General features: G+C 31.1%; 27 protein-coding genes. 5 read left to right on the top strand and 22 right to left on the bottom strand.

The window, feature by feature from the left end:
- Positions 1 to 2 precede the first annotated feature (2 nt).
- The 12 genes from APS56_RS01430 to mnmE form a co-directional block, all read right to left on the bottom strand.
- Positions 3 to 737 (bottom strand): hypothetical protein, encoded by a 735-nt coding sequence (locus APS56_RS01430; RefSeq protein ID WP_054724086.1) that lies wholly within the window; start codon positions 735 to 737, stop codon positions 3 to 5.
- A gap of 9 nt (positions 738 to 746) precedes the next feature.
- On the bottom strand, positions 747 to 2,858 hold the full coding sequence (locus APS56_RS01425) for a Piwi domain-containing protein (RefSeq protein ID WP_054724085.1): 2,112 nt from the start codon (positions 2,856 to 2,858) through the stop codon (positions 747 to 749).
- A 22-nt stretch (positions 2,859 to 2,880) separates the two neighbouring features.
- Complete coding sequence (locus tag APS56_RS01420; protein ID WP_054724083.1) at positions 2,881 to 4,131, bottom strand: ApeA N-terminal domain 1-containing protein; 1,251 nt, start codon at positions 4,129 to 4,131, stop codon at positions 2,881 to 2,883.
- 3 nt (positions 4,132 to 4,134) lie between these two features.
- A complete protein-coding gene (locus APS56_RS01415) occupies positions 4,135 to 4,467 on the bottom strand; it encodes a helix-turn-helix domain-containing protein (protein ID WP_139181074.1) in 333 nt (110 codons plus the stop codon).
- 132 nt (positions 4,468 to 4,599) lie between these two features.
- Positions 4,600 to 6,336: a DUF3987 domain-containing protein gene (locus tag APS56_RS01410; protein ID WP_054724079.1), complete on the bottom strand. Its 1,737-nt coding sequence runs from the start codon at positions 6,334 to 6,336 to the stop codon at positions 4,600 to 4,602.
- Complete coding sequence (locus tag APS56_RS16695) at positions 6,333 to 7,241, bottom strand: BT4734/BF3469 family protein (RefSeq protein ID WP_082379219.1); 909 nt, start codon at positions 7,239 to 7,241, stop codon at positions 6,333 to 6,335. Before APS56_RS16695 ends, APS56_RS01410 begins: the two co-directional genes overlap by 4 nt.
- Positions 7,228 to 7,524: a helix-turn-helix domain-containing protein gene (locus APS56_RS01400; protein ID WP_054724078.1), complete on the bottom strand. Its 297-nt coding sequence runs from the start codon at positions 7,522 to 7,524 to the stop codon at positions 7,228 to 7,230. Before APS56_RS01400 ends, APS56_RS16695 begins: the two co-directional genes overlap by 14 nt.
- The gene (locus tag APS56_RS01395; protein WP_054724075.1) at positions 7,521 to 7,823 is read right to left on the bottom strand and encodes a helix-turn-helix domain-containing protein; all 303 of its coding nucleotides are present in this window, start codon (positions 7,821 to 7,823) and stop codon (positions 7,521 to 7,523) included. The genes APS56_RS01400 and APS56_RS01395 overlap by 4 nt, the downstream gene beginning before the upstream one ends.
- A gap of 156 nt (positions 7,824 to 7,979) precedes the next feature.
- On the bottom strand, positions 7,980 to 8,927 hold the full coding sequence (locus APS56_RS01390; protein ID WP_054724074.1) for a DUF6617 family protein: 948 nt from the start codon (positions 8,925 to 8,927) through the stop codon (positions 7,980 to 7,982).
- Positions 8,927 to 10,021 (bottom strand): site-specific integrase, encoded by a 1,095-nt coding sequence (locus APS56_RS01385; protein ID WP_054724072.1) that lies wholly within the window; start codon positions 10,019 to 10,021, stop codon positions 8,927 to 8,929. The genes APS56_RS01390 and APS56_RS01385 overlap by 1 nt, the downstream gene beginning before the upstream one ends.
- Positions 10,022 to 10,027: 6 nt before the next feature.
- Positions 10,028 to 10,480 (bottom strand): helix-turn-helix domain-containing protein, encoded by a 453-nt coding sequence (locus APS56_RS01380; protein WP_236778446.1) that lies wholly within the window; start codon positions 10,478 to 10,480, stop codon positions 10,028 to 10,030.
- Between the two features lie 130 nt (positions 10,481 to 10,610).
- Positions 10,611 to 12,014, bottom strand: coding sequence for a tRNA uridine-5-carboxymethylaminomethyl(34) synthesis GTPase MnmE (mnmE, locus tag APS56_RS01375; RefSeq protein WP_054724070.1), 1,404 nt, complete (start codon positions 12,012 to 12,014; stop codon positions 10,611 to 10,613).
- A 92-nt stretch (positions 12,015 to 12,106) separates the two neighbouring features.
- Between mnmE and APS56_RS01370 the strand changes: the two genes are divergently transcribed.
- Positions 12,107 to 13,219, top strand: coding sequence for a TlpA disulfide reductase family protein (locus APS56_RS01370; protein WP_054724068.1), 1,113 nt, complete (start codon positions 12,107 to 12,109; stop codon positions 13,217 to 13,219).
- Between the two features lie 272 nt (positions 13,220 to 13,491).
- On the top strand, positions 13,492 to 13,902 hold the full coding sequence (locus tag APS56_RS01365) for a hypothetical protein (RefSeq protein ID WP_054724067.1): 411 nt from the start codon (positions 13,492 to 13,494) through the stop codon (positions 13,900 to 13,902).
- On the opposite strand, the gene APS56_RS01360 is transcribed toward APS56_RS01365, so the two are convergent.
- From APS56_RS01360 to APS56_RS01315, 10 genes are all read right to left on the bottom strand, one after another.
- Positions 13,903 to 14,733 carry a CvfB family protein gene (locus tag APS56_RS01360; RefSeq protein WP_054724066.1) on the bottom strand — a complete coding sequence of 277 codons (831 nt, stop codon included), beginning with the start codon at positions 14,731 to 14,733 and terminating at the stop codon, positions 13,903 to 13,905.
- A gap of 205 nt (positions 14,734 to 14,938) precedes the next feature.
- Positions 14,939 to 15,277 (bottom strand): DUF2853 family protein, encoded by a 339-nt coding sequence (locus APS56_RS01355; protein WP_054724065.1) that lies wholly within the window; start codon positions 15,275 to 15,277, stop codon positions 14,939 to 14,941.
- 94 nt (positions 15,278 to 15,371) lie between these two features.
- The gene (gene menD, locus APS56_RS01350; RefSeq protein ID WP_054724064.1) at positions 15,372 to 17,132 is read right to left on the bottom strand and encodes a 2-succinyl-5-enolpyruvyl-6-hydroxy-3-cyclohexene-1-carboxylate synthase; all 1,761 of its coding nucleotides are present in this window, start codon (positions 17,130 to 17,132) and stop codon (positions 15,372 to 15,374) included.
- A gap of 148 nt (positions 17,133 to 17,280) precedes the next feature.
- On the bottom strand, positions 17,281 to 18,408 hold the full coding sequence (locus APS56_RS01345) for a chorismate-binding protein (RefSeq protein WP_054724063.1): 1,128 nt from the start codon (positions 18,406 to 18,408) through the stop codon (positions 17,281 to 17,283).
- Positions 18,409 to 18,413: 5 nt separating this feature from the next.
- On the bottom strand, positions 18,414 to 18,839 hold the full coding sequence (locus APS56_RS01340) for a PaaI family thioesterase (RefSeq protein WP_054724062.1): 426 nt from the start codon (positions 18,837 to 18,839) through the stop codon (positions 18,414 to 18,416).
- Positions 18,840 to 18,921: 82 nt separating this feature from the next.
- Positions 18,922 to 19,656, bottom strand: a complete 735-nt coding sequence (locus APS56_RS01335; protein ID WP_054724061.1) for a LytR/AlgR family response regulator transcription factor — start codon at positions 19,654 to 19,656, stop codon at positions 18,922 to 18,924.
- Entirely contained in the window at positions 19,656 to 20,699 is a 1,044-nt protein-coding gene (locus APS56_RS01330; protein WP_054724059.1) for a sensor histidine kinase, read from the bottom strand. The genes APS56_RS01335 and APS56_RS01330 overlap by 1 nt, the downstream gene beginning before the upstream one ends.
- A gap of 4 nt (positions 20,700 to 20,703) precedes the next feature.
- A complete protein-coding gene (locus APS56_RS01325) occupies positions 20,704 to 21,051 on the bottom strand; it encodes a DUF4907 domain-containing protein (protein ID WP_054724057.1) in 348 nt (115 codons plus the stop codon).
- 95 nt (positions 21,052 to 21,146) lie between these two features.
- A complete protein-coding gene (locus APS56_RS01320) occupies positions 21,147 to 22,142 on the bottom strand; it encodes a Kelch repeat-containing protein (RefSeq protein ID WP_054724056.1) in 996 nt (331 codons plus the stop codon).
- Positions 22,139 to 23,029: a DUF6268 family outer membrane beta-barrel protein gene (locus APS56_RS01315; RefSeq protein WP_157757590.1), complete on the bottom strand. Its 891-nt coding sequence runs from the start codon at positions 23,027 to 23,029 to the stop codon at positions 22,139 to 22,141. The genes APS56_RS01320 and APS56_RS01315 overlap by 4 nt, the downstream gene beginning before the upstream one ends.
- Positions 23,030 to 23,255: 226 nt before the next feature.
- Here APS56_RS01315 and APS56_RS01310 point away from each other — a divergent pair, with 226 nt between their 5' ends.
- Genes APS56_RS01310 through trmD form a run of 3 tightly spaced genes read left to right on the top strand, consistent with a single transcriptional unit; the run spans position 23,256 to position 26,516 of the window.
- Positions 23,256 to 24,566 (top strand): DUF4270 family protein, encoded by a 1,311-nt coding sequence (locus APS56_RS01310; RefSeq protein WP_157757589.1) that lies wholly within the window; start codon positions 23,256 to 23,258, stop codon positions 24,564 to 24,566.
- Positions 24,556 to 25,806 carry a BamG family beta-barrel-assembly machinery protein gene (bamG, locus tag APS56_RS01305; protein ID WP_054724050.1) on the top strand — a complete coding sequence of 417 codons (1,251 nt, stop codon included), beginning with the start codon at positions 24,556 to 24,558 and terminating at the stop codon, positions 25,804 to 25,806. Before APS56_RS01310 ends, bamG begins: the two co-directional genes overlap by 11 nt.
- 32 nt (positions 25,807 to 25,838) lie before the next feature.
- Positions 25,839 to 26,516, top strand: coding sequence for a tRNA (guanosine(37)-N1)-methyltransferase TrmD (gene trmD / locus APS56_RS01300; RefSeq protein WP_054724048.1), 678 nt, complete (start codon positions 25,839 to 25,841; stop codon positions 26,514 to 26,516).
- The last annotated feature ends 43 nt before the right edge of the window (positions 26,517 to 26,559 follow it).

The raw sequence follows: 26,559 nt of genomic DNA, 5'->3' as shown, positions 1-26,559 counted from the left end.
CTCTATTTTACTTCGTTTAAAGGCATTTCTTTACTGCCTATTTTATCTAATAGACTTTCAATGTTATTTACTATCTCTTTAAAGAATTTTGGATTATCAAGTACTATTTCAAATCTATTTTGTGAAGAGACATACTGTTTTAAAGTAAACTTACCTTTGCTAAAACTCTTAATGTTATTGAACTTTTTATCACTATTATTGACGGTATCGTTGTTTTTAATTATACCCTTATGATGAACAACTAAATTACGTACTTGTCTAAAATTATCGATAAAACTCCATTCAGGATTGAGTATCGAAAAATCAACTTTAGCTGACTGCTTTAAGAACTTCTTTACCTTATCAATATCATTATTACCCTTTAAGTCATCTACTCTGTAGTCTGTTTGTTTATACGATGCGAACCTATCACAACCACGTTTTAAAACATCTTCAAAAAAAGAATACAGTTGTATGATTTGAGCGTTTCTATAATTTTTGATGTAAACATCATTAAACATAAAAACATTGTCAATAAAGGAATCCTGTATGTGGTCTAAATATTCCTCTGAATATTCTGATTTATCAACCTCTTTGGATTTTTGAAAATTATCATACTCAACCTCTATATTTTTTAATTCTCTTTCAAAATGAGTTTCCATATGATTCATATAATCTTCAATTAAATGGAACTCAAAATGGATAAAACCAAAACCCATTATAGATGCAAGTGTTTCTTTTCTTCTTAATCTTGACATATCATTCTTTTATAAAAACCATAAAGCATCTTTGGCATCATCTGGAACACCATTATTAAATCGTGGCGCTATTTGTGCTACCATTTCTGGATATTTTATAGTGATTGGGACATTCTGTTGTCGTAGTGATTTCCAATACAATCTGCTAAACTGATATACTTGTGTTAATAATTCTAACACGACGTCTGCATCTTCAAAAGCATCTTCATCTGGACTGCTTATTTTAATTTTTATTGGAAATGGATAGCCATCTGTATCTGCATACCTTTGAGAATTAGGGTAACGTGCATTGTTAAACAGCAAAAATTGGTTTTCGCTTATACGTATGTATGTACCACTTACTGGCATTAACTTTTTATTCCAATTGAGGTCGTAAGCAATAATATCTTCTGCTTCTGTTTTATTGATATTTAGAATGTAGAGAGGAATTTTTAACCCTAATGTATGCATCCCTCTTATAATAGGTTTTAGTTCCTCGTAGCTCATTTCTTTATAGAAGTGAATGACTACTTTATCAGCTTCTGCAACAGATGTAAAATCTCTTATGGCTTTACATATACTACCTGCTAACAGGTCTGTTTCGCTTTGGTCAAAATACTCGAACTTTCTAAACAAGCCATTGTTTTGAAAACTAAAGGCACTTGCTATATAACGTCTGTTTTCGCCTTGATTGGTAAATGCACCAACACCTATTACTAATTCTTTTTTATCGGTTACTGCAAGTTTCCAAGGTGCGCCACCTAATTTGGCGTGAATTGCCAATGCCATATTTTGTAATGAGAATTGGAAGTTGTATTGATTCTCGATATTGACCACCATTTTTTCATAATCTACAACCTGTGTAACAATGCCTTCATTTAGAAAGAGTTCTTTGATTTGAATATATATTTCTCGGTCTTCAGGATTTGGTGTAAACTTATCGAAAGGACTTAAATAAAACGCTGCATAACGTACAGTATCGTGGTCGAATGAAAGGTTTTCTAACTTTTCTGTAATTTCTGGAATTGGGTCGCTTTCGTTGGTAAACTCTATAAAATGCTCTTTAGAAGTTGAAGCCTTAATGTTTACATAAGCCTCAATCCCTTTAAAATATTTTTTATCTGCCGTAACACCAGTTTTAAGGTTGTTGTAAAATGTTTTAATTGCTTCTTTATGCGAGGTATGGTACACAAAGAAAAACTTAATATTTTGGTTGTTTGGTCGTTTGTATGGGTTAAGGTTATTCATTGCCAATTTAGGCACTAAATGGGTTTTCTTGTTACCATATTGGTCTTTACCAAACTCTAATAATCCTACTTGTGGGTCAATGTGATTAATACGGTTGAGAGGCACATCAATAAATGCATCGTTTTTAAACGGGAAAATGGCTTTAAAATCTTCTGCAAACAAATAATTGGTTGCAAAATTATTAATAAGTGCTACATACTTTTGGTATTTATTAGCTGGTCTAATTGGTTCTTCAATAGGTATCTCTAATGCTCTGGCTAATGGTAAACTAAAAATTGGGAATGCTTTATCAAACTCAATAGCATTGAAATAATCTTCTTTTTCCTCTGTATCGAGGTTCATTTGATAATTGAAGATAGTTTGTCCATATACGCAACGTTTTATTAACTCTGAATCCTCAATATCCTTAACAGACGTTGTAAGGACTTTTGATGTGCCATCGTACGATACAATAAGTTCTGGTAAGTCGGTTAATTTTGCAAATTGTATTTTAAATGAAAACTTATAATATAAATTATAATGCTCTGTATTGCCTTTAAGAGAAGGCATCCAAACCTGTACATCACCTACAAAGTTTTTTACAACTACATAGTCTTTTGCTTTAAAATAGCTTCTTAATTGGTGTTTAAGGAATTGCTTATATATTCTTAATTCTCTACCATCTACTAAATTTAACTTAATGCTTGGTGCATCTGGTATTTCCGTTGTAAATGTTGTAAATATTTGGTCTTTGTTAGATAAGTCTGCATCTGGAAACACCTCTTTAATCTGCCTTGAAAATTTAGATTTATGTATAGGATGACTACCTTCAATATCTTCTAAAGTTAAATAAATGGTAGGCGCACTATTAGGCCATTTAAAGTTAAGTATGTTGGTTTTTAAGTGTTCTTGCATAAGTAATGAGGTGTTTTGGGTTTTACATATTTGGTGCTTTTTGATTAGTACTTTCTAATAAATCTTTATTTAATAATTTATTTACAGACTGCATATCTTGATATGTAGATTTGGCTCTACCTATAATCTTTTCAATAATTTTTTCGGAAGCATCCATTTGTTTCATTAGACCAATACCAACTATATAATCCAAGAGAAACGATATATACAATAATTCAAATTGTGTGAAAATATTGTTTTTTGTTTTAGTACGATGTATTAAATAATCTCGATGACGTACAATTTTTGATACATAAATTTTAATCTCATCTTTAGGTATATTAGTTATATCGGCTAATAATTGCTTTTGTTCTAATAAATCTTTGGCAAAAGATGAGTTCTTCATCTTGTTTCCAAATTTCAAACTATAAGCCTCAAAAGCTGAATAAGAATTTGTAAATCGTCTACTATGACTTGTTTTAACCGAGAGTAAATTTTCGATGATAATATCAGCACAATAACCTATACCTTCATTGTTATACCAATGCTTAATTATATTAGATAAATCATCTTTAATAGTATCATAGTCAAGCGCGATAAAACCAGATATGTTTTCCTTGTTGAAATCATCCTTATAATATAACGAAGCCCAGTTACCACAACTTAAACATTTGAAATTAAAAGCCTTAAATTGTACAGACTTACCGTATAAAAAATGAAATAATTTTTGAAATGAATTATATAAATCTATACTCTCAAGAATACTCAAACTTTTTTCTGATTTAAAATCAACATATCCAACATTGTCCATTCTAAAAAAATCGTGGTTAGAAGTATATGATGTTGATTTTGTAATTTTTATAGATAAGTCTTTAGCAATATTCGTATTATGAATTACGTCATCCTCTTTTTCAAGTTTGTCTTCTAAAGAATTATACCAATGCATTTTTCTAACCCAACTCACAATTGCTAAATTGTCAATTTGAAATTCATTAATTCTCAAACCTACAGGTTCAATTAAATGATATGCACAAGCAAAAGTATATTTAGGTTTATAAGTTTTAGTCTCTACTATTCCATTGCTACTGTTTTTAATCTTGCAGTTTACAAAAGTTAAATAGCCTAAACCTGTAAAAACTCCATAAATTAACTCTATTTGATAGGCAGGTAATCTTTCTGATAAATTGGTCGTTATGTGTACTTCATCATTAATTAACTCTAATACACAAAAGCATTTATCATCCTCTGCAGATTTGAACCATACCTCTCCATAATATTTATTCTCTTTAAACATAAATCACTTTAAATTCTTACCCTTTTTAACAATCTTACTAATTTTTTCTTCAGCTATTTTGAGGATTTCCGTACGCTCTTTTTCATTTTTTAGCATTAGTACAATTTGTTCCGACATCCATAGCTTAATTAATTCATTCTCGTCTTCTTTTAATGTTTTAGCAAAAGCGACTACTTGTTCGCGTCTTGCTATACGATTTCCACGTTCTATTTTGCTTAAATAGGCAACATCCATATTTAGGTTTGCAGCCATTTCTCTTAATAGTAAATTGTGCTTTTCACGCAATGAACGTATATACTCTCCAAACTCCATAATAGAATTATTTAGACTTGTCAAATTTTGTCTAATTTAAGAAAAGGAAAGAAAGAAGTAAGAAAAAGATATTAACAGTTATTAACAAGGGAATGAGGAAGTTAAGGATTTAAGGAAGTCCTATCAATTTTATCCTTAAATCCTCAAAATCCTGAATTATGTTTTTGCAGGATTTGTATAATTGTTGTGTGCTTCTCGATGTATTAAACCTGCATCAACAAATTTGGTAATATAGCCTTCTGCTGTTTTGTGGGGTATTTTGTTTTTGTCGGCTATATTTAGATAATCTTGTCTTGAAAATTGATGAGGTAACGCATCTAAAAAACGTTCTTTTCGATTGGCTCGTTTTACTTGCTTTTGTTCCATAGGTAAATCGTTAAAAACCTTACTACTATGCTTTACTAACACGCTAATCATTTCCAATGTGTTTTCAAAATCTACATCTTCACAATACCTCACTTGGTTGACATCACCATCTTCCATAATTCGAAATACAGAAAATAACATTATAATTCTAAATGCAATTAAGCCTAAACGCCTTACTGTTGCGATATAATCATCTGGTTGTAAGTTGAGATATTTGGTTTGTAACTTTTCAAAAAACACATTGAATTTTTGTTGTTGCTCTGTTGTTAGCCTTACTTCAATAGCTGGATTGTTTTTTAAGGTTTTGTATAGCTCAAAAAAATCTTTTCCTAATTGGTCATAGTATTCATCTAAACCATTTGCTGTGCCTGTTTGAAAAACGTTTTTCCAAGTTGGTTTGATATTCATATAATAAAACATAAAACGACTAAACAACCCATTTTCAGCATTTGGAACCAATGCTTGAATTTGCTTTGGTGTACCTGACAATACTGTTGACAAACAAGGTCTTTCAATATCTACATATTCTCTATCTGTTCTTCGATAATAACTAATGGTTTCGTGGTGGAATGCTTTACGAAAACCATCGGAATAATTACCGTAATCACTTTTAAAGGCTTGTGCTAAAGTATCACCTTCAGTTTCAAAAATTAACCCTCTACCTTCATTGTCAGATATTAATTGATAAACACCCGTAACGCTATTGTTGGCAGGAATAAACAACATTCGCTCTGGCGGTTTACTCGGTTTTTCCAAGTTTTCATCTTTGCCCTTGTTCATATTATAAGTCGCTGTTTCTGACTGAAACTGTTGCTTTAATATTTTGGATTGTTCTCGTTTTATTTTATGCACAGGGTCTACCAAATTTTTAATTTGGTTAAGTCTGCCTTTTCCTGCTGAAGCTGGTGCAGTTACAAATAAGTATAAATTACTGAATACTTTTCTTTGGTCGTAAATACCAAATAATTTTGGGAAGCAAGCACTAAAGGCTGTTAATGCACCTAATAATAAAATATCTTTTTCCTCTTGACCACTTGCAGGATTTACAACTTGTTGCAAAAACTGTGGAAGGTTGTTATACACCTTTTCAGGAATAGTAGGCATTGTTTCTTGTTGGCTTTCCTCTTTTTGTTGAAGTAGCTTCATTTTAGATTTTGGTAGCCTTATACCTATTTGATGTGCGTGATGATAAAAAGTTGCAATACTTATTCCGTGTCCTTTTGCATTTAGGCATTTATTGAATTGTGCATCACATTCTTTAGTATTATATCCTGCATAATTTTTACTGATACGATGGAAATAATCTCTACCAGATTCTCCATATTCTTCAGCTAACGCAAAACCTAAATCTCTCCAAGAAGCATAATTTCCTGTTATGTCTAAACCTGATTGCTCAATTGCAGAAATGTAAGTTTCAATGTCATCATTGGCAACAGCAATAACATTTGTTGTTGCCTTGTTGCTTGTTGGTTTTTGTTGCTCTTTAGGAACTTCTAACCAATATTTTGGGTTAAATATTTTAGTCATAATGCTTGATGTCTTTTATGTAGAAAGGCTGTTGGGTCGTATGGTAAAAAACACGCTCTGGAAACGTCTTTACCCGACTGGTCAACCTCAATGTTATAATTGTGTTTAATGTAATTTGCTACTGCTGTAAAATATTCTGAATGTGTTACCTCTGAAACATCTATTCTAATAATCCATTTTAAACCATCACCAGATGGTGAAATAAAGAGCATTTCAGTTTCAAAATATTCATCATTTAAGAGTTGCGTTCTTAACTCTTGTAGATTCTCTAAATGGTCAAAATCAATGGTTAATAAATTAGAATGCTTTAGCAAATTGTTATCGCTTCGTTTTTCAAATGTTCCTGAAAGCGTTACGTAATCAAAGCGATTCGCTTTGAATTTACGTGCTTCTTTTACATTGGTAATTGCTCTTAATTCTTCAGTAATGCTTTTGTATTTATCACTTGTGATTAATGCAAATACTTGATGCAGTCGCAAGGTTTCCGAAGGAAATACATTGCGAACAGGTGCTTTGAAAAAGCTACAGTTGGCATACCAGGTATCGTCTGGTTCATTAAGCCATTCCAATTCGTCTTTTTCCTTGACTTCTAAATTTAGATGTAGCTCTTGATTTATCTTCCGGTACAAATCTTCTTCATCGGTTATTCTAAAATGGTATTGTGCAAAATCGAATACATCACCTATAAAGGCTTCTAATTCTGTATCTCGATGTGTTGCTATAATACCATCAATATGAATCCGTAAAGTTTCTTTTCCACCATTAAATGGGTTACGAGTTATCCCGCAGTCCCTTCCTTTTACAGAAAGGACTGTTTGATTAGGATAATACTGTCTCAACACATAGGCATAGATTTTTAAACCATAATGTGTTTTGTCTAAAATTGCTTCTCTACTTATTTCCATCTCGCTTGAAATTATGGTTGTAGTAGTTGTCTTTAAGCAATTGCTCTATGTCAGCAACTTTATAGTAAAATTTACCTTTCACTTTGCTGTAAGGCAAAGTGCCATTGGTTCTTAAAGTTTGTAGCGTTCGCTTACTAATATGTAAGGTCTGCAATACATCTTGATTGTCTATCCACGTATCTTTTAATACTTCTGCTCTCGATTGTCGTAACAATTCTATACGTGCTTTTAAGTCCTTAATATCTTGCGAGAGTGCCAAGATTAAATCGAATATTTCCGTCATAACTTTACCGCTCCTTTCTTAATGAGGTAATCGGCAGCTTGCTGTTCGATTTCGTCTTGTGAATCAACACGGTTACTTAATAACCATTGTTCTAATTCAACTCTGTTAAAATAAATTTTCTTACCATTCGGTTTATAATGTGGAATGGTTCCCGTACTTGTAAGTTTATACAAGTGCGATTGGGATAATTCTAAATACTTGCAAGTTTCATTAAAGTTTAATACTTGCTTTTGCATTGTTTGTTGCTCTAACAAGAGTTTTTCAATGCGGTCTAACTTTTCGATGATATTTGTGTCCATCGTTTATTTTGTTTTAAATAAATGAGGACATCTGGCCAAATGTCATTCTTGGTTTTCAAGAACAGGACAAAGGTTGAAAATTGGCTTCCCGTTTTTAGTAAGAGTGTAAAACAAGGGTAAGACAACAGTAAGATTTCTTACTATTCTTACTGTTTTTTATTGCAGTTGTTGGATGATTTTATCTATTTCTTCCTTTTCTTTTGGGTTGTGAACTTTGTTTTTGTGAAGATTATTCGCTTTTAATAGCGTACCTGTTTTAGTAACAAATTTTTCAGAACGTTCTATTGAGGTAGGATTAAAACCATTAAAAAATGGCTTTAGTTTCGTTACAAGGTAACTAAACTGTGTCGTCTCGCATTGAAGATAAATTTGCGATTCTGTATTTGAAAAATCTTTTGCTAATAATAATGCGTGCAACTGTTCTCCAGTTGTACGGTTATCTAACAAATCTATTTTTAGATTTATTTGTTTGAGCACAGTTAGCAAGGTTGAGGTGTCGTTGCTTTTATATCCAAAAGAGGTCTTTGGTTTTGCTTTCTTTTTTGATGTTGTTTTGGTAGCAACTTTTTTAGTGGTACTCTTTTCTATTAGGCTAATATCAAAAGTTTCATCATTAAAGTATTTTTCTGCAATTTCAGCAATTGAGAATTTTGTGTTTACGGAAAACTGACCGTATTGCTCTTGTAGTTCAGCATACAACCTTATTACAGATACTTTTAAGTAGTTTATGATATAATTGTCATCATTGTTGAAATCTGCTGTTATTCCCCTTTTAGTGATATAAATTGCAATGTCATTTAAGTACTTATCAAATTTATTAAGTAGAATGGTATAGCTGTATTTATTTTCTGGTGTAGTTGCATTTTTGGGAAATTCCTTTACAAATGAAGCTACTGTATTTTCTGTTTCATTAAATATCAACTTTTGGTAGTATTCTTTTTTAGCATTTAAAGGCTTTTTAAAGTTTACTTTAAAAACTGCGTTTTTAGCTTTTTGATTCAATTTGAAATCAGACAGTAGGTATTTAAAATCCTTTTCCTGTCTATTATCTCTATGTAAGCCGCTCGTTATAGAAACCAAACTTGAAAATATACTTCCTTTCATTATAAATCCAATTTAATTTTATTAGCAGCTTCTTTCTTTTTATCATCAATAACTTTTGCATAAATCTGTGTAGTTCTCAATTCCTTATGACCTAACAATTTTGAAACTGTATAAATATCTGTACCTAAAGTTAATTGTAAAGTTGCATAGGTATGACGCGCACAATGGAACGTGATATTCTTTGTAATACCTGCTTTCATCATCCATTGTTGTAATTTTAAGTTAGACCAGGCACTATAATGTAAACCTTGAAAAACTTTTTCTTCAGGTTTACCTTTATCTCCTAACAGTTCTGCCGCTTGGTCTGAAATAGGTAAAGTTTCAACTCCTTTTGTTTTCTTTTGTCTGAAACGAATATAATAGCCCATTTCTTTAGAATGTTGAATTTCTGACCAAATCAGTTTTTCAATATCTGACCAACGTAAACCGGTAAGCGCAGAAAATATAAAAGCACTTTTTAAAAGTGGTAACTCACATTCTGTGTTAACTGCTATTTGTAATTCATCTAAAGTTAAAAACTCTCGTTGAGGTTCACCTTGTTTAAAATACTCAACACCATTTGCTGGGTTTATTCTTAAAATACCATCCTTAACAGCTTGTTTTAATGCAGCGTTGAATTTTCCATAATAAGAATATTTAGAGTTTTGAGATAATTTTTTACCTGCTCTTGCCATTGCATCCTTATCTAAATACTCTTTAAAGCGTTCTACGAAATCCTTATCAATATCTTGAAAACTTACGTCTGTTGGACAAAAAGTTTTTAGATGTTTTAGCATACTGTTCCAATTGCCATAATTGCCAGAACTTGTATTTTTCTTTTCTGCTAAAGCTGTGATATAAGTAATAAAACTACCTTTTAGCTTTTCAATATCTTGAAAGCCATAAATACCATTTTGTATTTCAATCTGTCTTTGCGCACAAATGGTTTCAGCTAATTGCTTTGTTTTTTTATTTACCTCTCTTTCCGTTTTAGTTTTAGGATTAGGTGTAAGGTATAAACGCAGGTATTCTGTTTTACGCTTGCCTTTATGATAGTAATCTAAATACAAACTAATTTTATCATTCTTTTTTCGTTGTCTTAATGTTACTTTCATAATTTACTAATTAAAAAGGTTTTCTATTTGCCATCTTGCTACAATACGCTTTCTACCAAAAGGAACAGCTTTTAAACGCCCTTGTTGAATCATTCTTTGAATGGTCCATCTACTAACACCAATAAGTTGTGAGGCTTCTGTAACGCTTAAAAAATCTTTATTGTTTACAGCATTTGGATTGTGAACTTGAACAACTTCTTTTTGTTGTTGCATATCATCAATAAGGGTAGTTTGTATTTTCTCCTTACGTTTACGTGCCTTATAAGCTCTTTTAGCACAACTATCACCGCAGTATTTGGTAACTGTTGTACGAGCTGTAAAGGCATTACCGCAATGCTTACAAGTTTTTGGAATGTATAAATTACTGCTCATAAATGGTGCTTTATGTAGCGTAATGGTGCAACGTGGTGCGTTATGGTGCATCATTTCGCCTATATCTTCGCCAACAGAAATGGGCAACAATTTTGTATTTTAGGCAACAGATATACAACAAATTTAGTTAAAAAAGAGCAAATAAACAACAAAAAAGAGAAGACAAAACTCTATAAAGTCAACAATAACAAGGGATTAACAAATAAAAGAAAGTAAGTTACTTCCCAATACAGAAATTAGCAAAGATATTCCCTAATAAATCATCATTGGTAATCTCACCAGTAATCTCCCCAAAGTGATATAAAGCCTGACGAATATCTATTGCCATTAAATCGCTTGATAAATTAGTGTTGATACCTTCTTGTACTTTTTGAATTTCTTCTAAAGCTTTTAGTAATGAATCGTAGTGCCTAGTATTTGTAATAATAGTTTCGTTATTTCTTAACGCACCTGTATTTACAAAACCAATTAACTGACTTTTTAGTTCCTCTACGCCCCTATTTTCTTTTGCAGCTAATAAGATGTATTTGGAGTTTTCAATACCGCTTAAAAACACTTCTAATTGCACCACTTCTTCAACAGATAGTTTATCTATTTTATTAGGAATAATTAATAAAGGCTTTAAAGGGTATTTGTTTTTTATTTTTTCTATTTCAATTTGAAACAATTCTGAATTTTCAACAAACTTTGTGGCATCAAACAAATATAAAACCACTTGCGATTGTTCTATTTTTTCGAAGGTTTTTTTAATACCAATACCTTCAACAACATCTTTAGTATCTCGAATTCCTGCGGTATCTATAAAACGAAACCCAATGCCTTCAATCACCAATTCATCTTCAATAGTATCTCTGGTAGTTCCTGCAATATCACTTACTATGGCACGGTCTTCATTTAAAAGGGCATTTAATAGTGTAGATTTTCCAACATTTGGTTCTCCTACAATGGCTACTGGAATACCATTTTTTATCACGTTACCAACTGAAAAACTGTCTATTAATCGTTTTAAAACAAAGGTAATTCTTGAAATAAGATCTTTAAATTGAGTTCTATCAGCAAACTCTACATCTTCTTCAGCAAAATCTAATTCCAATTCTATCAACGAGGCAAAATTTAAAAGTTCTTCACGAAGTTTAGCAATTTCAGAAGAAAAACCACCTCGCATTTGCTGCATCGCAATTTGATGGGACGCTTCATTATCACTTGAAATTAAGTCGGCTACAGCTTCCGCCTGACTCAAATCTATTTTTCCATTTAAAAAAGCACGCAAAGTAAACTCACCTGCTGTAGCCATTCGGCAGCCTTTTCGAAGAAACAATTGAATAATTTCCTGTTGAATATAACTAGAACCATGGCATGATATTTCTACTACATCTTCACCAGTATATGAATTAGGATTTTTAAATACGGATACCAAAACCTCATCAATGGTTCTATCAGAATCTATAATATGTCCTAAATGAATGGTGTGTGTGGCTTGCTTACTCAATCGTTTTCCTGAAACCGATTTAAACTGGGCTTCTGCAAACATAATAGCCTCATTTCCAGACAATCTAATAACAGCAATAGCACCTGCTCCTGAAGGCGTTGCCAATGCTACAATAGTATCTTGATGTGTCATGCTGCAAAAATACTAAAATTGAAATGTTAACACACCTGTTTAAAATAACTAAATGAAAAAAATAATTATATTTGGCGTAAAATTACCCTACTATGAAATTCGCACTACTTACAGCTTTTACATGTCTTTTTTTAGCCTGTAACACATCTAAAAAAGATCGTTTTATCATAAACGGTGAAGCTCCTGGCGTTTTAAACGGTATAAGAGCTTATATAAAAACTGTTGATGAACAAGGACGTTTAATAAATAAAGATACTGCCATTGTCATGAATGAACAGTTTTCTTTTGAAGGAACTCGTAATGAACCTAACTTAGAATTTCTTTTTATTGATGGTCAAAACGGAAATGCTCCTTTTATTGTTGAAAATGGCACTATTAATATTATTGCTAAAAAAGATAGTCTACATACTTCAAAAATATCTGGAACAACTAATAACGAAAACTTATCTTCTTTTTTCAAAGATCTTATTGCCTTACGAAAAAAACAAAATGAGTTAATAAATACATTAAGAACAGGTGCTGTAGCTCCTGACGATACAGAAACCAATGAAGCTTTAACGAATACAAATGAAAAGATTTCTGATTTACCATTTAATTTCACTAACAAATATAATAATTCGTATGCGGCCGTTATTGTTTTAGAAAACAAAACCTACGACCCACAAGCCCCTTTAGATAAAGTTGAAAATAGTTTTAATGGTTTGTCGGACAACTTAAAAAGTTCAAAGTATGGCAAGCGTATCAGTGACTATATAACTGCTAAAAAAACAGAAAAACCACCTTTAGCAATTGGCGATATTGCTCCAGATTTTAGTGCTCCAACACCTGAGGGAAATTCATTGGCTTTAAATGATATAAAAGGTAAGGTAACTATCATTGACTTCTGGGCTTCTTGGTGTGCACCTTGCCGAAGAGAAAACCCTAACGTTGTAAGGGTATACAATAAATATCACAGTAAAGGTTTAGAGATTATTGGCGTGTCCTTAGATAAAGAAAACCAAAAAGAAGCATGGATAAAAGCCATTGCTGACGATAAGCTAACTTGGCATCAAGTTGCTAATTTAACTTTGCAAGACCCTATTGCAGAACTTTACAATGTTACATCAATACCTGCTACTTATATTTTAGATCAAGAAGGCAAAATTATTGCTAAAAATTTAAGAGGTCAAGCATTAGAAAATAAAATTGCTGAGCTTTTAAATTAAAAAACACCACAGGTATCTTAATTTCTACAGAAAAAGCACTAAATATTTAAAAAAAATATTTTTTTACATCAATAGCGTCTTAAATCGTTTTATTATTTCTATTTCAAAATTACTTATTTACATATATTTAAGACAAACTATTCATACCAAAACTTATTAATTTGTTATAACTATAACTCAAATAGTAAATATTTGGTAATAATACAATTGGTATACCAAAATACTATATAAGCATTGTATATTTGCACGCCCATTTTAAAAATGTACTTCTTATGTCGGTTACTGAATCTACTTTATATCCAAGCGTTATAGCTCAAGAAACCATAGCCTTAGGAAATTTATTCTTTTTTGATAATTATGTGATTGCTGAATTTCATGAAGGCGTTAATATTTCTTATGAAAACTTTAAAGAAAGCAAAGTTTTAATGAAAAAATACTTTGGAAACCGTAAGTTTGGATTTATTGGTAATAGAATAAACTCATATTCCATTGTTATCTCTGAAGCACCTCTATTTAATGAAACATTTAAAAATTTATCAGCCTATGCTACGGTAACTTATAATGCATTTGCAGAAAAAGTATTTGATGTAGAAAACCACTTTTTTAAATTTAATAAAAAGAATTTCACCTGCCTTCTTGAATCTACAAATTGGGTTGAAAAAACCTTAAAAAATCAATACTGATTAAACCAAATAAATACCATCGGGTTTAATTTCTATTAAACGCTGTTTATATAGAGTTCCAACAGCCTTTTTAAAATTCTTTTTACTCATTTGAAGCTGATTTTTTATAGCTTCAGGATTGGACTTATCATTAAGATTTAAATACCCACTATTATCGTGTAACTCATGCATAATACGCTCTGCATTGGGCTCAATATTTCTATAACCAATTTGTCCAAGAGCTATATCTAATTTATTCCCAGGACGTATTTTTTTAACAATCCCCTTTAGCCTATCGCCCACACTAATGTCTTTAAAAATACTGTCTTTATAAATCAATCCAGTATGTGCTTTATTTACAATAACATTCATTCCTATATCAGAGGGATGTGAAACAATTAAATCTACTTCATCAAATTCACTAACCGTTAAGGTTTTATTATCTAAAAAACGATTGGTTTTACTTGAAGCCACTAATCGATCCGTTTTTTCATCTAAATAACAATGCACCAAATACCAACCTCCAGGTTTCATTGGAAAAGCTTGTTCTTTAAATGGGCAAAATAATTCTTTTACCAATCCCCAATCTAAAAAAGCACCATAATCTGTAACTTGATTGCAACGCAATAAAGCGTAATCGTTTTTTATAATATAAGGTTTATCAGTAGTAGCAACTGGACGCTCTTCATTATCTAAATAAACAAAAACCTCAATTTTATCCCAAATCTTAAACGTTTGCGGTACGTATCTGTTTGGTAATAACACTTCATTTCCATCAGCATCTGCAAGATAGACACCTTGCTCTGCTTCTCGAAGTATTTCTAATGTATTAAATTCCCCTAAATGTATCATGCCTCAAAGGTAGTGATATTAGGAAAATAGTAAATAAAAAAAACGAGGAAAGAAATGAATGATTAATTTACATATTACTAATGTTAAATACCCTTTTCTTTTTTGATAAAGACTTTTCTAAACTAAATTTAAGACAAAGAAAAAAGCGTTACAATTCCAAAAATTTTGAAGTAACGCTTTTGTATCATTTATTTACAGACACTATTTAGTAAACTGATTCTTTTTTGAAATGTTTGGTTAACAAATAATAAACAACTGCTCTATATTTATTTCTGTTTGATTGTCCATATTGCTCAATAACAGCAGCAATGCCTTTATCTAAATCTTCGCTATCTTTTAATCCTAATTTTTTAATTAAAAAATTATTTTTTACAGTTGCCAACTCTGAAGCATCTGATCCTGAAACAGTAGCCGCATCAGCATTGTAAATAGAAGGGCCACAACCAATGGTTACTTTTGTTAATAAATCCATATCAGCAGTAACACCACATTTGTCTTTTAAATCTGACGCATACTTTGCAATTAATTCATCTCTTTTACTCATGATAAAAAGTTTTTTTTGTTAATATTATTGGTTCTTTAAAGGTATCTATTTTTTAGACACATAAAAAATTAGAAAGTCACTTTTAATCTAAAATTTACTTTAAAAACTCAAAATAATTCAAAAGCTGTTCGTCATTGATTGTACTTGGAGTAAATATTTCTAATAATTTTGGAGCTTCTGAATCCGAATAAAAAGGCTTTAACTTACTTTTTAATTGCAATTCTGTATCGGCACTAAAATACTCAAAACCAAACATTTTACACAAATATTTAGCATTAAGGTTGTGCTTCGTTTCAAAAAAAGAATCAAAATTCTCAGTATTTTTATGCCCAGGTAAAATCCTAAAAATGCCTCCTCCTCCATTATTAACAACTATAATCCTGAAATTTTTAGGGATATAATTATTCCATAGCCCGTTGCTATCATATAAAAAACTTAAATCTCCTGTTACAAAAACAGTTGGTTTTTCATTGGCCACTGCACTACCTATAGCTGTACTGGTACTTCCGTCAATACCACTCGTACCTCTGTTACAATACACTTTTAATGTTTTATTAAGTTGAAATAATTGCGTGTATCGGATAGCAGAACTATTTCCTACTTGCAATACATAATAATCTGGAATAGTACTAAGTAACACTTCAAAGGCTTTAAAATCTGAAAAAGGTATTTGTTTTAAATACAATTGATGTTTTTCAAATCGTTGTTTTTTTACTTGTTCCCAACTAGTATAATAATCACTTTTCACATGGTGGGTAACACGTGAAAGTAATGCATCAAAAAACTGGTTAGGTGTAGATTTTATATGATTTGACAAAGAAAAAAACGTATCATTTGCTGATTTTTCATCGATATGCCAGTGGTGTTTAGGCTGAAATTTTCTTAAAAAGGCTTTTATTTTTTTCGAAATAATAAGACCTCCAAAAGTGACTAAAATGTCAGGCTGTAATGCTTTTTGTTCAGTGTCAGTAAGTGGAGATATTAACTGGTCTATGTTTGAAAAAAAAGTGTTATGATGCAAATTGGATGTTGTTTCAGTTAAAACCAACACACTGTCGTCTTTTGAAAGTTCGCTCAACCATTTCTCTTCAATTTGATTTGGATGATTTACGCCTACCAAAATCATTTTTTTTGCTGAAGCATTCCAATAATCAAAACATTCTTGAACAATATAATTATCAATAGGTTTCGTTTTTACCGAAACATCCGGAACTTTAGGGTTGACACTTAATTTACTCACAGTTTCATATAACGGTTCATCAAATGGAATATTAATATGAACAGGCCCTTTTTTTAAAGTAGCTTGATTGATTGCTGTAAGAATTTCTTCTTCATTAAATGTCTGAATATCTTTTTGAAACCCTAAAAATCGTTCTAATTTATCCTCTAAATTCTTAATTATAGGAAGTTCTTCATTTTCAGGAATATTTTTTTCATCTTTTATATCCAATTTTAAATGCGTTGAATACAGAATATGATTTGCAAAAACATCTTTTTGGTTTATGGTTTGCCCATCTCCTATACCCACTAAGTGCTTAGGCCTATCAGCAGACAAAACAATTAAAGGTATATCGCTATAAAACGCCTCGGCAACCGCTGGGTAATAATTAAGCACTGCACTACCTGAAGTGCAAACCACTGCTGTTGGATGCTTTAATTGCTGAGCCAAGCCCAAAGCAAAAAATGCGGCACAACGTTCGTCTACAATACTATAACATTTAAAATAAGGATCATTACTAAACCCAATCGTTAAAGGCGCATTTCTACTACCTGGAGATATTACTATATGTTGTATTTTTTTTGCTTTACAAAGCTGAATGACTGTTTGTGCATTCGGTATTTTAGGATATATCATGTGTTTATTTATATTGCCAAGGCTTGCGTCACATTTACTCAGGACGTATTTGAAACCATTCAAACTCCTTTAGCTTTACGTTTTAAATAGATTATTTTTCTTATTTAAAATCTGAGCATAAAAATATAAAATAGACACTTAACTATCATTATGGCAAGACATTTTTAATTACTAAGGATTTCGAAACCGTTTCTTGCCACTCTTTTTCTGGGTTTGAATCTTTCGTAACACCTCCACCAACATACAATAAAGCCCTATTATTTTTAATTTGCATACAACGTAAATTAACGTATAATTGAGTAACTTCCTTGGTTAGTAAATACGCTCTATTTTCAATATTTCTTCTTCCCAATCTAGGAGCTACGGTTGTTTTTAAGTTTAATTCACCTAAAAAACCAGTATAAAAATCACGCTTATAATTTTCATGATTTAATATAAATTGTTTTGAAACCTGCTTAGGAACGCCACAAACTGCTGGTGTAGGATGCATGGCATCAATAATCTGTTTTAAAGCAGTATCCTCTTTTAATTGGGCAGAAATCATCGTTCTTAAATGCACCAAATTACCTGCTTTAACGGTTTCAACATCTGATACTTTAAAGTTTTTTGCTGCAGGTTTTAAATTTTTAATTATAAAATCTGTGACAAATTGTTGCTCTTCTTTTTCCTTGTTTTGCCAATCAACCTTCAAGGTGCCTTTATAATCTTGAGTTCCTGCTAATGCCATCATTGAAAATTGATTTCCTGAAATTTTTAACAAGGTTTCTGGCGTTGCACCAAGCCATAAGCCAACTTTAGGGTGATACCAACAATAAACCAGAGCCGACTTATAAGTATTTAAAAGATTTTTTAATACTGTAAAAGGATTAGTATCTGATAGCTCTACAATTTCTTGCCTTGAAAGCACTACCTTATCAAATTGTTTGTTTTCTATGGCATGAATACCTTTTTTTATGAGGTTTATATGATTTTGTCTTGCTTCTGAATGAATATATTCAGATATTACTTCAACAAACTTGGTGTTATGGTCAGGAATACTATGATAGTTTGTAGTCATAGTATTTGAATTTTCTAAAGGAATTAAAACTGTATGTTCATTATTATCAAAAGGAGAAAACACAAAACCACTTGCGCTAAAATCTTGAGTAGTATAAAGTACATCCGTTTTTTGAAGCATGCCTTTAATTTCTAAACTATTTGGTTTTCTATAAGCTACAAAAGGTAATTGCCTATTGTATTGGTTTTCAATACTAGTAAAAAAATCATCCGAATTCATGAAATCTATTGCTTTTTCAACAATGAAATAGTTGATAATTTACAAATGGAAATCAAATTGCCTGCATCATCGGTTATTTTTATATCCAATAGTTGCGTGGTTCTACCTTTATGCAAAAACATAGCTTTGGCATAAACAAATCCTTCTGTGACACTTTTTAGATGATTAGCAGATATTTCTATACCACGAACAAAATATTTTTCAGTATCAATAAATATATGCGAAGCAAAACTACCTACACTTTCTGCCAATGCTGCAGTAGCTCCGCCATGTAAAACACCGTCTGGCTGATGTACTCTTGAATTTACAGGCATTCTGGCAACTAAAAAGTCATCGCCAAAATCTACAATTTCAATCTCTAATGTTTCCATTAAAGTATTTTTACAAGCCTTATTAGCTTGTTCCAAAACATCCTTTTTAGTTAACTGCATTTAAATTTTTATTTTATAAATCAATTCTGTAAAAATACAAAATGCCTATATAATGAAGTTGAAACGGCAAACTGATTTTAAATTAAACTCCAAATCGTTTTAAAACGGCATCCTTATAAGTTTCTCCTATTGGAATTTGGATGCCATCTACAATAATTTTAGTTTTTTGAAGAGCTTTAACAAAGTTGATATTTACTACAAAGGACCTGTGAACTCGAATAAAGTTATTAGGTGGTAACTTATCTTGAATATCTTTAAAACTTGATAAAGTTAAAATAGCTTTTTCTGATTCTGATGTATAAATTTTTATGTAATCTTTTAATCCCTGTATATATTTTATACTATGAATATCAATTTTCACATTTTCGTATTCTGACTTTACAAAAACAAAGTTATCCTGCCAGTTAGGTATTAACGCATCTACTGGACTCTCACTCTCTGTACTAATTAAACTATGCTGTTCTAACTCATATTTTTCCTTAGCTTTTGTAATGGCTTTCAAAAATCTATGAAACGGGATTGGTTTGACTAAATAATCAGTTGCATTTAAATTAAAACCATCTAATGCATATTGTGGGTAAGCCGTAGTAAAAATAAACTGTGGAATATTGTGCATAGATTTTACTAAGTCAATACCTGTAAGGTTTGGCATTTCAATATCTAAAAAAACAAGATCTACCTTCTGTTTAGTCAGCATTGTAATAGCCTCTAATGGGTTGGTGGTTTTAAAGACAACTTCAAGACCACCTATTTGCTTTAAATAAGACTCTACCACATCTATTGCTAATGGCTCGTCATCTATAATTACACACTTCATTAGCTTAGTTTTAACGATAAATTCACAATAAATCTGTTATCTCTTTCTTCAACTTCAAGTGTATGTTTGTTTGGATATAAAAACTCTAAACGCTCCTTAGTATTTTGCAAGCCAATACCAGAACTATCTTTATTTGTATTTCTATTTCCAATTATGTTAACACACTTAAATGTTAAATGATCCTGATTAATATTAATTTCAATTTTCACTTCAGTATGTCCTTTAAAATCCGTACCATATTTAAAAGCATTTTCTATGAATGAAATAAATAATAATGGCCGTATTTTTTGATTTGATATGACTCCATGAATGTTTAAAATGACATCTTTATTATTAGCAATACGTAAACGTTGCAACTTTAAATAGTTTTGAATATATTCCAACTCTTTTGTTAATGTAACATACTCATTATCCGTTTCATAAAGCATATAACGCATTAATTCAGACAATGTAATTACAGCCTCTGGAGCATCATTAGATTTTTTTGTTGTAAGCGAATAAATACTGTTTAATGAATTAAATAAAAAATGAGGGTTCAATTGATTTTTTAAAAAATGAAGTTCTGTTGTAGATTTATGTACTTCAATTTCTTTTTTCTTTCGTTCATTTCTATTCCACTCTGTATAAACTCTCAAAGCTGTTCCTGTTACAACTAACAAGACATTAAAAATAAATGGCCCTATTAATCGCATTCTGAAAAAAGTTTCAGGTCTATTTCTTGGAACAGGATGCACCCCCATATTAGAAGGGCTAAATGATGGGGAAAACGTATTAAATATCGCTATTGATATAAAAATTAAAATCAGTACAAAAACTACATAGAGTAGTGTCTTTTTTTTAAGTAAGAAATGCGTAACTAAATACGAATAGTTGATATAAAAAAGAGTCATGTTTCCAATTAAAAAAAACAACATCCTATCAAACATTATATCTGATGGCACCCTAGGTTGCATCAAATTAAAAGAAATAAAAACAGCCCAAATAGAAACATGCAATAAAATCTGCTTTTGTTTTCGGTTATCCTTATCTCCTTTATTTTCCATGGTACTAATTTATACAGTTTAATTTAATTTGATATTCTTTTAACTCAGAAATTAAAATTTTAGGGTTTTCTTGCTTATTTAATTTCTGTAAAACCAAATCTGCTATTTTTTGAGCATCTTCATAATTACAAAACGGTTGATTGCTCTGTACTGTTGGTATAAAATCTTGCTTTATTAATAATTTACCATAATGCATTATACGGTAGCCATAACCTGAATTTTCTTTATATACAATGGCTTGATAAGGCTCTAATTTATTATTAAAAATTGTTTTATAAATTATTAAACCTACAAAAACAACACTTAAAATTAATAGAAATACTATAATATATTTTGAACGGGCTCTTTTCATACTTCATGGTAAAAAAGAAATCCAAAACACTCATTCTAACATCTTAACAGAAAGCATGTGTTTTGGATTTCTAAAAAAAAACGTGCTATTAAATATTAATCCTCATCATCATAATCATCTTGTGGAAACAACTCATAAATATCATCTAAATACAAAGTTCCTGTTCGCCCTAAAAGCACATAACTTCTAGAACCATTTGAAAAAGCTACAGCATCTTGACGAATGGTTGCTTCTAATGATGTTATTTCTTCCCATGTATCTGATGAAGGCGTGTATTCCCAAATAGAAGATAAAGCACCTCCTGTATATCCTGTTGCAATGTAACCTAAACCATCTACACTAAATGCTACCGCATTAGATCTTGTTATAGAATAATCATCATCTTCATCTAAATCATTCAAACGGGTCCAAACTTCTGTATACGGATCAAATTCCCAAAAATCTTCTTTATACAAACCATTACTAACACCAGTACCTAAATATACCTTATCATTTATAATAAATGTAGTAGCATCAATTCTTTTTTCGCCACCAAAACCAACTAATTCAGACCATACATCAGTTTGCGGATTGTATTTCCAAAAATCCTTTTTATCATTATCGCCATCATTACCTGTACCAATATACCCCATACCATTAATTCCAAATTCAACAGCAGCACGTCTTACACCACCTCCAAAAGGGGCTTTTTCTGTCCATGTATTCGTACTTGGGTCATACTCCCAAAAGTCTCCTAACTCATCATCACCATCATAACCTACACCTACATAACCTTTATCATCAATAGAAAAGCCAGAGGCCGAACTTCTTCCTACTCCAGGAAAATCAGCTTTTTGCACCCAATAATCACCTTCAATATTATACTGCCAAAAATCATTCAAATAATCATCGCCATCATATCCAGTACCCATGTAACCAAAATTGTCAATAGTGAATCCTATAGCATTGCTTCGTGGGGTACCATCAAAAACGGAGCGTTCCTGCCAATTCCCTCTTTCGTCATCATCATCATCTGAAGAGCAATTAAAAAAAGTAATTGCATTCACTGAAATAATCATTATAAGTAATAATCGTGTGTTCTTGTTTTTCATAATTTATTTTGCTTTGTTTTTTTTATATTAAATGTAATCCCTGCCGATAAATAAGGCTTTGATGCTGTATTAAAATTAAACACCTCTGTATCATTGTTATTAAGTAATTTGTACCTGTTTGTGAAAGCATAACCTCCCTTGAAATTAATACCCCATAAATCGTCCATCTTATAATTATATTCTAAGCCTAAAGAAGTTGAAGTAAAGCTGACTTTATCTGCATGTGTGGTACTATTTATATTTACTGAATTATTTAAATTAGCATAGAAACCATCAACCATAAACACTGATTTTATTGAACTAATTTTATTAATTTTATAATCTACAAAAGTTTCAGGAAAACCTAAACCGAATAAAAACTTGTCACTTATTTGATTTGTATAACTTATTATGGGTAACACTTCAGGAACTCCCATTATAGTGCTATAACTCACACCCCATGTTAACGCTTCATTTTTTTTATCTGCGCCAAGTAACTTTGTAACCAACATATAACCTGTTAACTGCAAATCATTATTACTAATAGTATTTGTTAAATTAGAAACTATGGCCACTTGAGCATGGGTGGTTAACAACCACGTTTCAGCTAATGGCGCAATATATTTTAAACTATAATTTACATCATATAGCCTTGAAATATTAGTTGTGGAAAAACTAAAATCTTTAGTATAATTAAAACCATAATTTTTAAAACCAACACTATTTACCAAGGTTCCTTTTTTAAGCTTAACGGGTATGCCAAACTTAAAATCTGTATTATAAAAATCTATATTATCATGTCCAATTGGAGCCAACCCATAATTAAATGAAAATATACTTTCGTTTAACTGAGCATATATTTTGTTACCAAGAGACATCATAAAAGCTACCATGATAATTTTCTTCATGTATCAAATAAAAATTTTTTGACAAATCTATTTTTTAGCTTTAATAAATAAAAAGATAATAGCTGATCTAAGGATTAGTCTATACAAACACTACTTTTTTTTAGACGAACGCTAAAAGCTGTTTTTAGTAGAAACAAATTGCCAATTGGCATATTAAAACCCCTTTTTGGTATAACTAATTTTAATGACAAATCGTGTTTATTTAAGTTCGCTCAAATTATTTTTTATGACAATACATCGAGCCATTTCTGCCTCTTTTCTTTTTATACTTTTAGGCATATTATTTATTGCATGTGAAAGCACTGAAGAGGATTTTCCTGTAGGAGAAGACTGGGTAAATTTAGACACTAAAGTCTATTTTATTGATACCTTATCTATAAAAATGTCTACTTTTAAATTTGATTCCATAGCAGTTTCTAACACCAGTAGGTTGTTGGTAGGCGCCTATACCGATCCTGTTTTTGGACTAACAAAAAGTCAATCTTTTGCCCAACTAAGCAACTACTCTTACTCTTTAAGTAGTGACGCTGTATTTGATTCTATTGCCCTTATTTTAAACTATGATAATTATTTTTATAATGATACCATACCTAATCAAACCATAAACATTTATGAAGTTTTAGATGATATTGAACCTGATGAAGACGCTACTAACTATTATAATACAACAACAATAACTACAAGTAACACATCCATAGGAACGAAAGTTTTTTCTGCTAAACCTAAAAAAGACGACTCATTACATGTTACACTAAATGATACGTTTGGTAAAACACTTTTTGAAAATATTAGAGATAATAAGATAAATAATTCAGATGAGTTTTTAAGGGCATACAAGGGGCTTCTTATTAAACCCAATGACAACAATACTGCAATTTTGGGGTTTTCAACCAGTAGTTATCTTCGTATTTATTATAACGAAGGCTCAGAACTTTACAGCGAATCCCTCACTTTTGATATAGCTTTCAATACAGAAAATAGCTTTCATAATATTTCTAATATCACAGAAGGCACTATTTTTGAATCGCTTACAGATCAAGAAACATATTTGCCAAGTACGCAAACAAGTAACTACACTTATGCGCAAGCAGGTACTGGTATGGCTACTAGAATTGATATACCACATTTAGAAAACATATATGATATTCCTGGAACAGGCATTATTATTGACGCCAATATAAAATTTTCCCTAAAACAAAATTCTTCAACAAAAAACCTTCATACAAATGATTCATTAACGGTTTATATTATTGATGAGAAATCAAATGCTATAAGTGCGTTAACCACAACTCAAGGTGAAACCGTGTTGGCCTTAATTGAAGATGAAGACGAAGAATTTAATGTAACCACATATTCCTTTCCTGTTAAGTATTTTTTAAATCTCAAATTAACAGATTTAAATGGCGATGATTATTCTTTGGCTTTATATCCAAAAGATTTCAATCAGTCTATAAATAGGTACATACTAAATGGCGAATCAGCTTCAAATACTATAAAATCAAAACTCGAATTAACTTACGCTATTTATGACAAATAAATATATAATATTATATGCACTGCTAATAATAGCTTCATTGCACATTACGGCTCAAACCAATCAACTTTCCAATTCACCTTATTCCTTATATGGCTTAGGATTAAATAATGACATCTCTACAGGAAAAATAAATGGATTAGGTGGTTTAGGCATTGCAATGCCTTCAAACAGCTTTATAAATAACTCAAATCCAGCATCGCTTGGTAGTATTTCATTAAATTCATTTTTTTATGATTTGGGATTAAAAGCTCAAACCAATACCCTTACAGAAAGAGGGGGAGAAAGTTCAAATATTATTGCTAATTTTTCAAATATATCCCTTGCCTTTCCAATAACTAAAAACTCAGGTTTAAGCATTACATTAGTTCCGCTAACAAATGTTGGCTACAGTATTTCTAACATTGAATCTAATATTGAAGGGAGTATTAACAGCTTTATGCTTACAGATATAAACGGTTCTGGAGGTATTAATGATTTAAAAATAAACTATGGTTATTCCTTAACTGACAAATTCAGATTAGGTTTAACAGCTTCAGGGCTATTTGGAAAAATAACCCAAACAGAAACAGATTATCTTATATATAATACTTTTATAATTGAAGATGAAAACAATTATTCTGGATTTCGAATTGGTGCGGGTTTTCAGTATGAATTTTCAGAACATACATCCATTGGTGGTACCGCAAATTTACCAACCAAACTAAACGGAAGTAAATCAAGTACCATAACATTATATACCACAGATTCTACAACCGATTTAACGGAGTCTTCAGAAAGTTCTATTGATGATTTTAAACTACCTTTAGAACTTGCTTTTGGTTTACAAACTTCTTTAAAAAAATACTTTACTCTTAATTTAGATTACAAAAAAAGCTTTTGGAGTAACACCAACCAAACTGATCAACTTGGAAGTTATATTAACCAAGATGCCATTGGTGCAGGTATTCAGTATGTTGGAGAAAAAAAGGACTATAAGTTTTTTAATAATTTAGAATACCGAGCAGGGTTCAGTTTTAACAACGGAAATTTAGAAGTCAACAACCAACGCATAAAAAGCTCTACTTTAAATTTAGGAATTGGCATCCCTTTTAACAATGGCACAAATTCTATGATAAATATTGGGTATAGTTACGGTAGCAAAGGGCAAATTACTAATGGTTTAATTCAAGAAAACTATCATGTAATATCTTTAAATTTAAGTTTGGAAGGCATTTGGTTTGTTCAAAGAAAAATTGATTAATTCAATTATCTTTGTTCCATTAAAATTAAAACATGCGCATAGACATTATTACCGTTTTACCAGAATTACTTAAAAGTCCGTTTGAAGCCTCCATTTTAAAACGCGCTATTGATGCCAATTTGGTAGAAGTCCATTTTCATAATCTACGTGATTATACCTCTGATAATTACAAATCTATTGATGACACCCAATTTGGTGGTGGTGCAGGTATGGTCATGATGATTGAGCCAATTGACAAATGCCTATCAACCTTAAAATCTGAACGTCATTACGACGAAATAATTTACATGACACCCGATGGCGAAACTTTAAAACAAGGTATTGCCAACCAATTATCCTTAAAGGAAAATATTATTATATTATGCGGACACTATAAAGGGGTAGACCAACGTGTACGCGATTATTTTATAACTCGTGAAATATCCATTGGTGATTATGTACTTTCTGGTGGCGAATTAGGTGCTGCCGTACTCTGCGATGCTATTATTAGATTAATACCTGGTGTGTTAGGAAATGAAACTTCTGCCCTGACCGATTCTTTTCAAGATGGTTTATTGGCCCCACCAATTTACACCAAACCTAGAGATTATAAAGGCTGGAAAGTACCTGAATTATTATTTGGTGGCAACTTACCTAAAATTGAAAAATGGCGCGAAGAACAGGCTTATTTAAGAACCAAAGAACGTCGCCCAGATTTATTGGAAGATTAAAAGGTTATAAAAATTAAAGTTTAAGCACATATTAGTTGGATTT

The sequence above is a fragment of the Pseudalgibacter alginicilyticus genome, assembly GCF_001310225.1.
Taxonomy (GTDB): domain Bacteria; phylum Bacteroidota; class Bacteroidia; order Flavobacteriales; family Flavobacteriaceae; genus Pseudalgibacter; species Pseudalgibacter alginicilyticus.
The sequence above is the reverse complement of the archived record's forward strand: the minus strand, read 5'-3'. Positions and strand labels throughout refer to the sequence as shown.

Bases quoted from the DNA above. Each gene is read 5' to 3' on its own strand.
- APS56_RS01325 (WP_054724057.1), bottom strand. From the start codon at position 21,051: ATGAAAAGAGCCCGTTCAAAATATATTATAGTATTTCTATTAATTTTA.
- APS56_RS01360 (WP_054724066.1), bottom strand. From the start codon at position 14,733: ATGATACATTTAGGGGAATTTAATACATTAGAAATACTTCGAGAAGCA.
- APS56_RS01345 (WP_054724063.1), bottom strand. From the start codon at position 18,408: ATGAATTCGGATGATTTTTTTACTAGTATTGAAAACCAATACAATAGG.
- APS56_RS01330 (WP_054724059.1), bottom strand. From the start codon at position 20,699: ATGGAAAATAAAGGAGATAAGGATAACCGAAAACAAAAGCAGATTTTA.
- APS56_RS01340 (WP_054724062.1), bottom strand. From the start codon at position 18,839: ATGCAGTTAACTAAAAAGGATGTTTTGGAACAAGCTAATAAGGCTTGT.
- APS56_RS01395 (WP_054724075.1), bottom strand. From the start codon at position 7,823: ATGGACACAAATATCATCGAAAAGTTAGACCGCATTGAAAAACTCTTG.
- mnmE (WP_054724070.1), bottom strand. From the start codon at position 12,014: ATGACACATCAAGATACTATTGTAGCATTGGCAACGCCTTCAGGAGCA.
- APS56_RS01370 (WP_054724068.1), top strand. From the start codon at position 12,107: ATGAAATTCGCACTACTTACAGCTTTTACATGTCTTTTTTTAGCCTGT.
- APS56_RS01430 (WP_054724086.1), bottom strand. From the start codon at position 737: ATGTCAAGATTAAGAAGAAAAGAAACACTTGCATCTATAATGGGTTTT.
- APS56_RS01420 (WP_054724083.1), bottom strand. From the start codon at position 4,131: ATGTTTAAAGAGAATAAATATTATGGAGAGGTATGGTTCAAATCTGCA.
- APS56_RS01400 (WP_054724078.1), bottom strand. From the start codon at position 7,524: ATGACGGAAATATTCGATTTAATCTTGGCACTCTCGCAAGATATTAAG.
- APS56_RS01315 (WP_157757590.1), bottom strand. From the start codon at position 23,029: ATGAAGAAAATTATCATGGTAGCTTTTATGATGTCTCTTGGTAACAAA.
- bamG (WP_054724050.1), top strand. From the start codon at position 24,556: ATGACAAATAAATATATAATATTATATGCACTGCTAATAATAGCTTCA.
- trmD (WP_054724048.1), top strand. From the start codon at position 25,839: ATGCGCATAGACATTATTACCGTTTTACCAGAATTACTTAAAAGTCCG.
- APS56_RS01310 (WP_157757589.1), top strand. From the start codon at position 23,256: ATGACAATACATCGAGCCATTTCTGCCTCTTTTCTTTTTATACTTTTA.
- APS56_RS01410 (WP_054724079.1), bottom strand. From the start codon at position 6,336: ATGACTAAAATATTTAACCCAAAATATTGGTTAGAAGTTCCTAAAGAG.
- APS56_RS01425 (WP_054724085.1), bottom strand. From the start codon at position 2,858: ATGCAAGAACACTTAAAAACCAACATACTTAACTTTAAATGGCCTAAT.
- APS56_RS01390 (WP_054724074.1), bottom strand. From the start codon at position 8,927: ATGAAAGGAAGTATATTTTCAAGTTTGGTTTCTATAACGAGCGGCTTA.
- menD (WP_054724064.1), bottom strand. From the start codon at position 17,132: ATGATATATCCTAAAATACCGAATGCACAAACAGTCATTCAGCTTTGT.
- APS56_RS01335 (WP_054724061.1), bottom strand. From the start codon at position 19,656: ATGAAGTGTGTAATTATAGATGACGAGCCATTAGCAATAGATGTGGTA.
- APS56_RS01355 (WP_054724065.1), bottom strand. From the start codon at position 15,277: ATGAGTAAAAGAGATGAATTAATTGCAAAGTATGCGTCAGATTTAAAA.
- APS56_RS01385 (WP_054724072.1), bottom strand. From the start codon at position 10,021: ATGAAAGTAACATTAAGACAACGAAAAAAGAATGATAAAATTAGTTTG.
- APS56_RS01365 (WP_054724067.1), top strand. From the start codon at position 13,492: ATGTCGGTTACTGAATCTACTTTATATCCAAGCGTTATAGCTCAAGAA.
- APS56_RS16695 (WP_082379219.1), bottom strand. From the start codon at position 7,241: ATGGAAATAAGTAGAGAAGCAATTTTAGACAAAACACATTATGGTTTA.
- APS56_RS01320 (WP_054724056.1), bottom strand. From the start codon at position 22,142: ATGAAAAACAAGAACACACGATTATTACTTATAATGATTATTTCAGTG.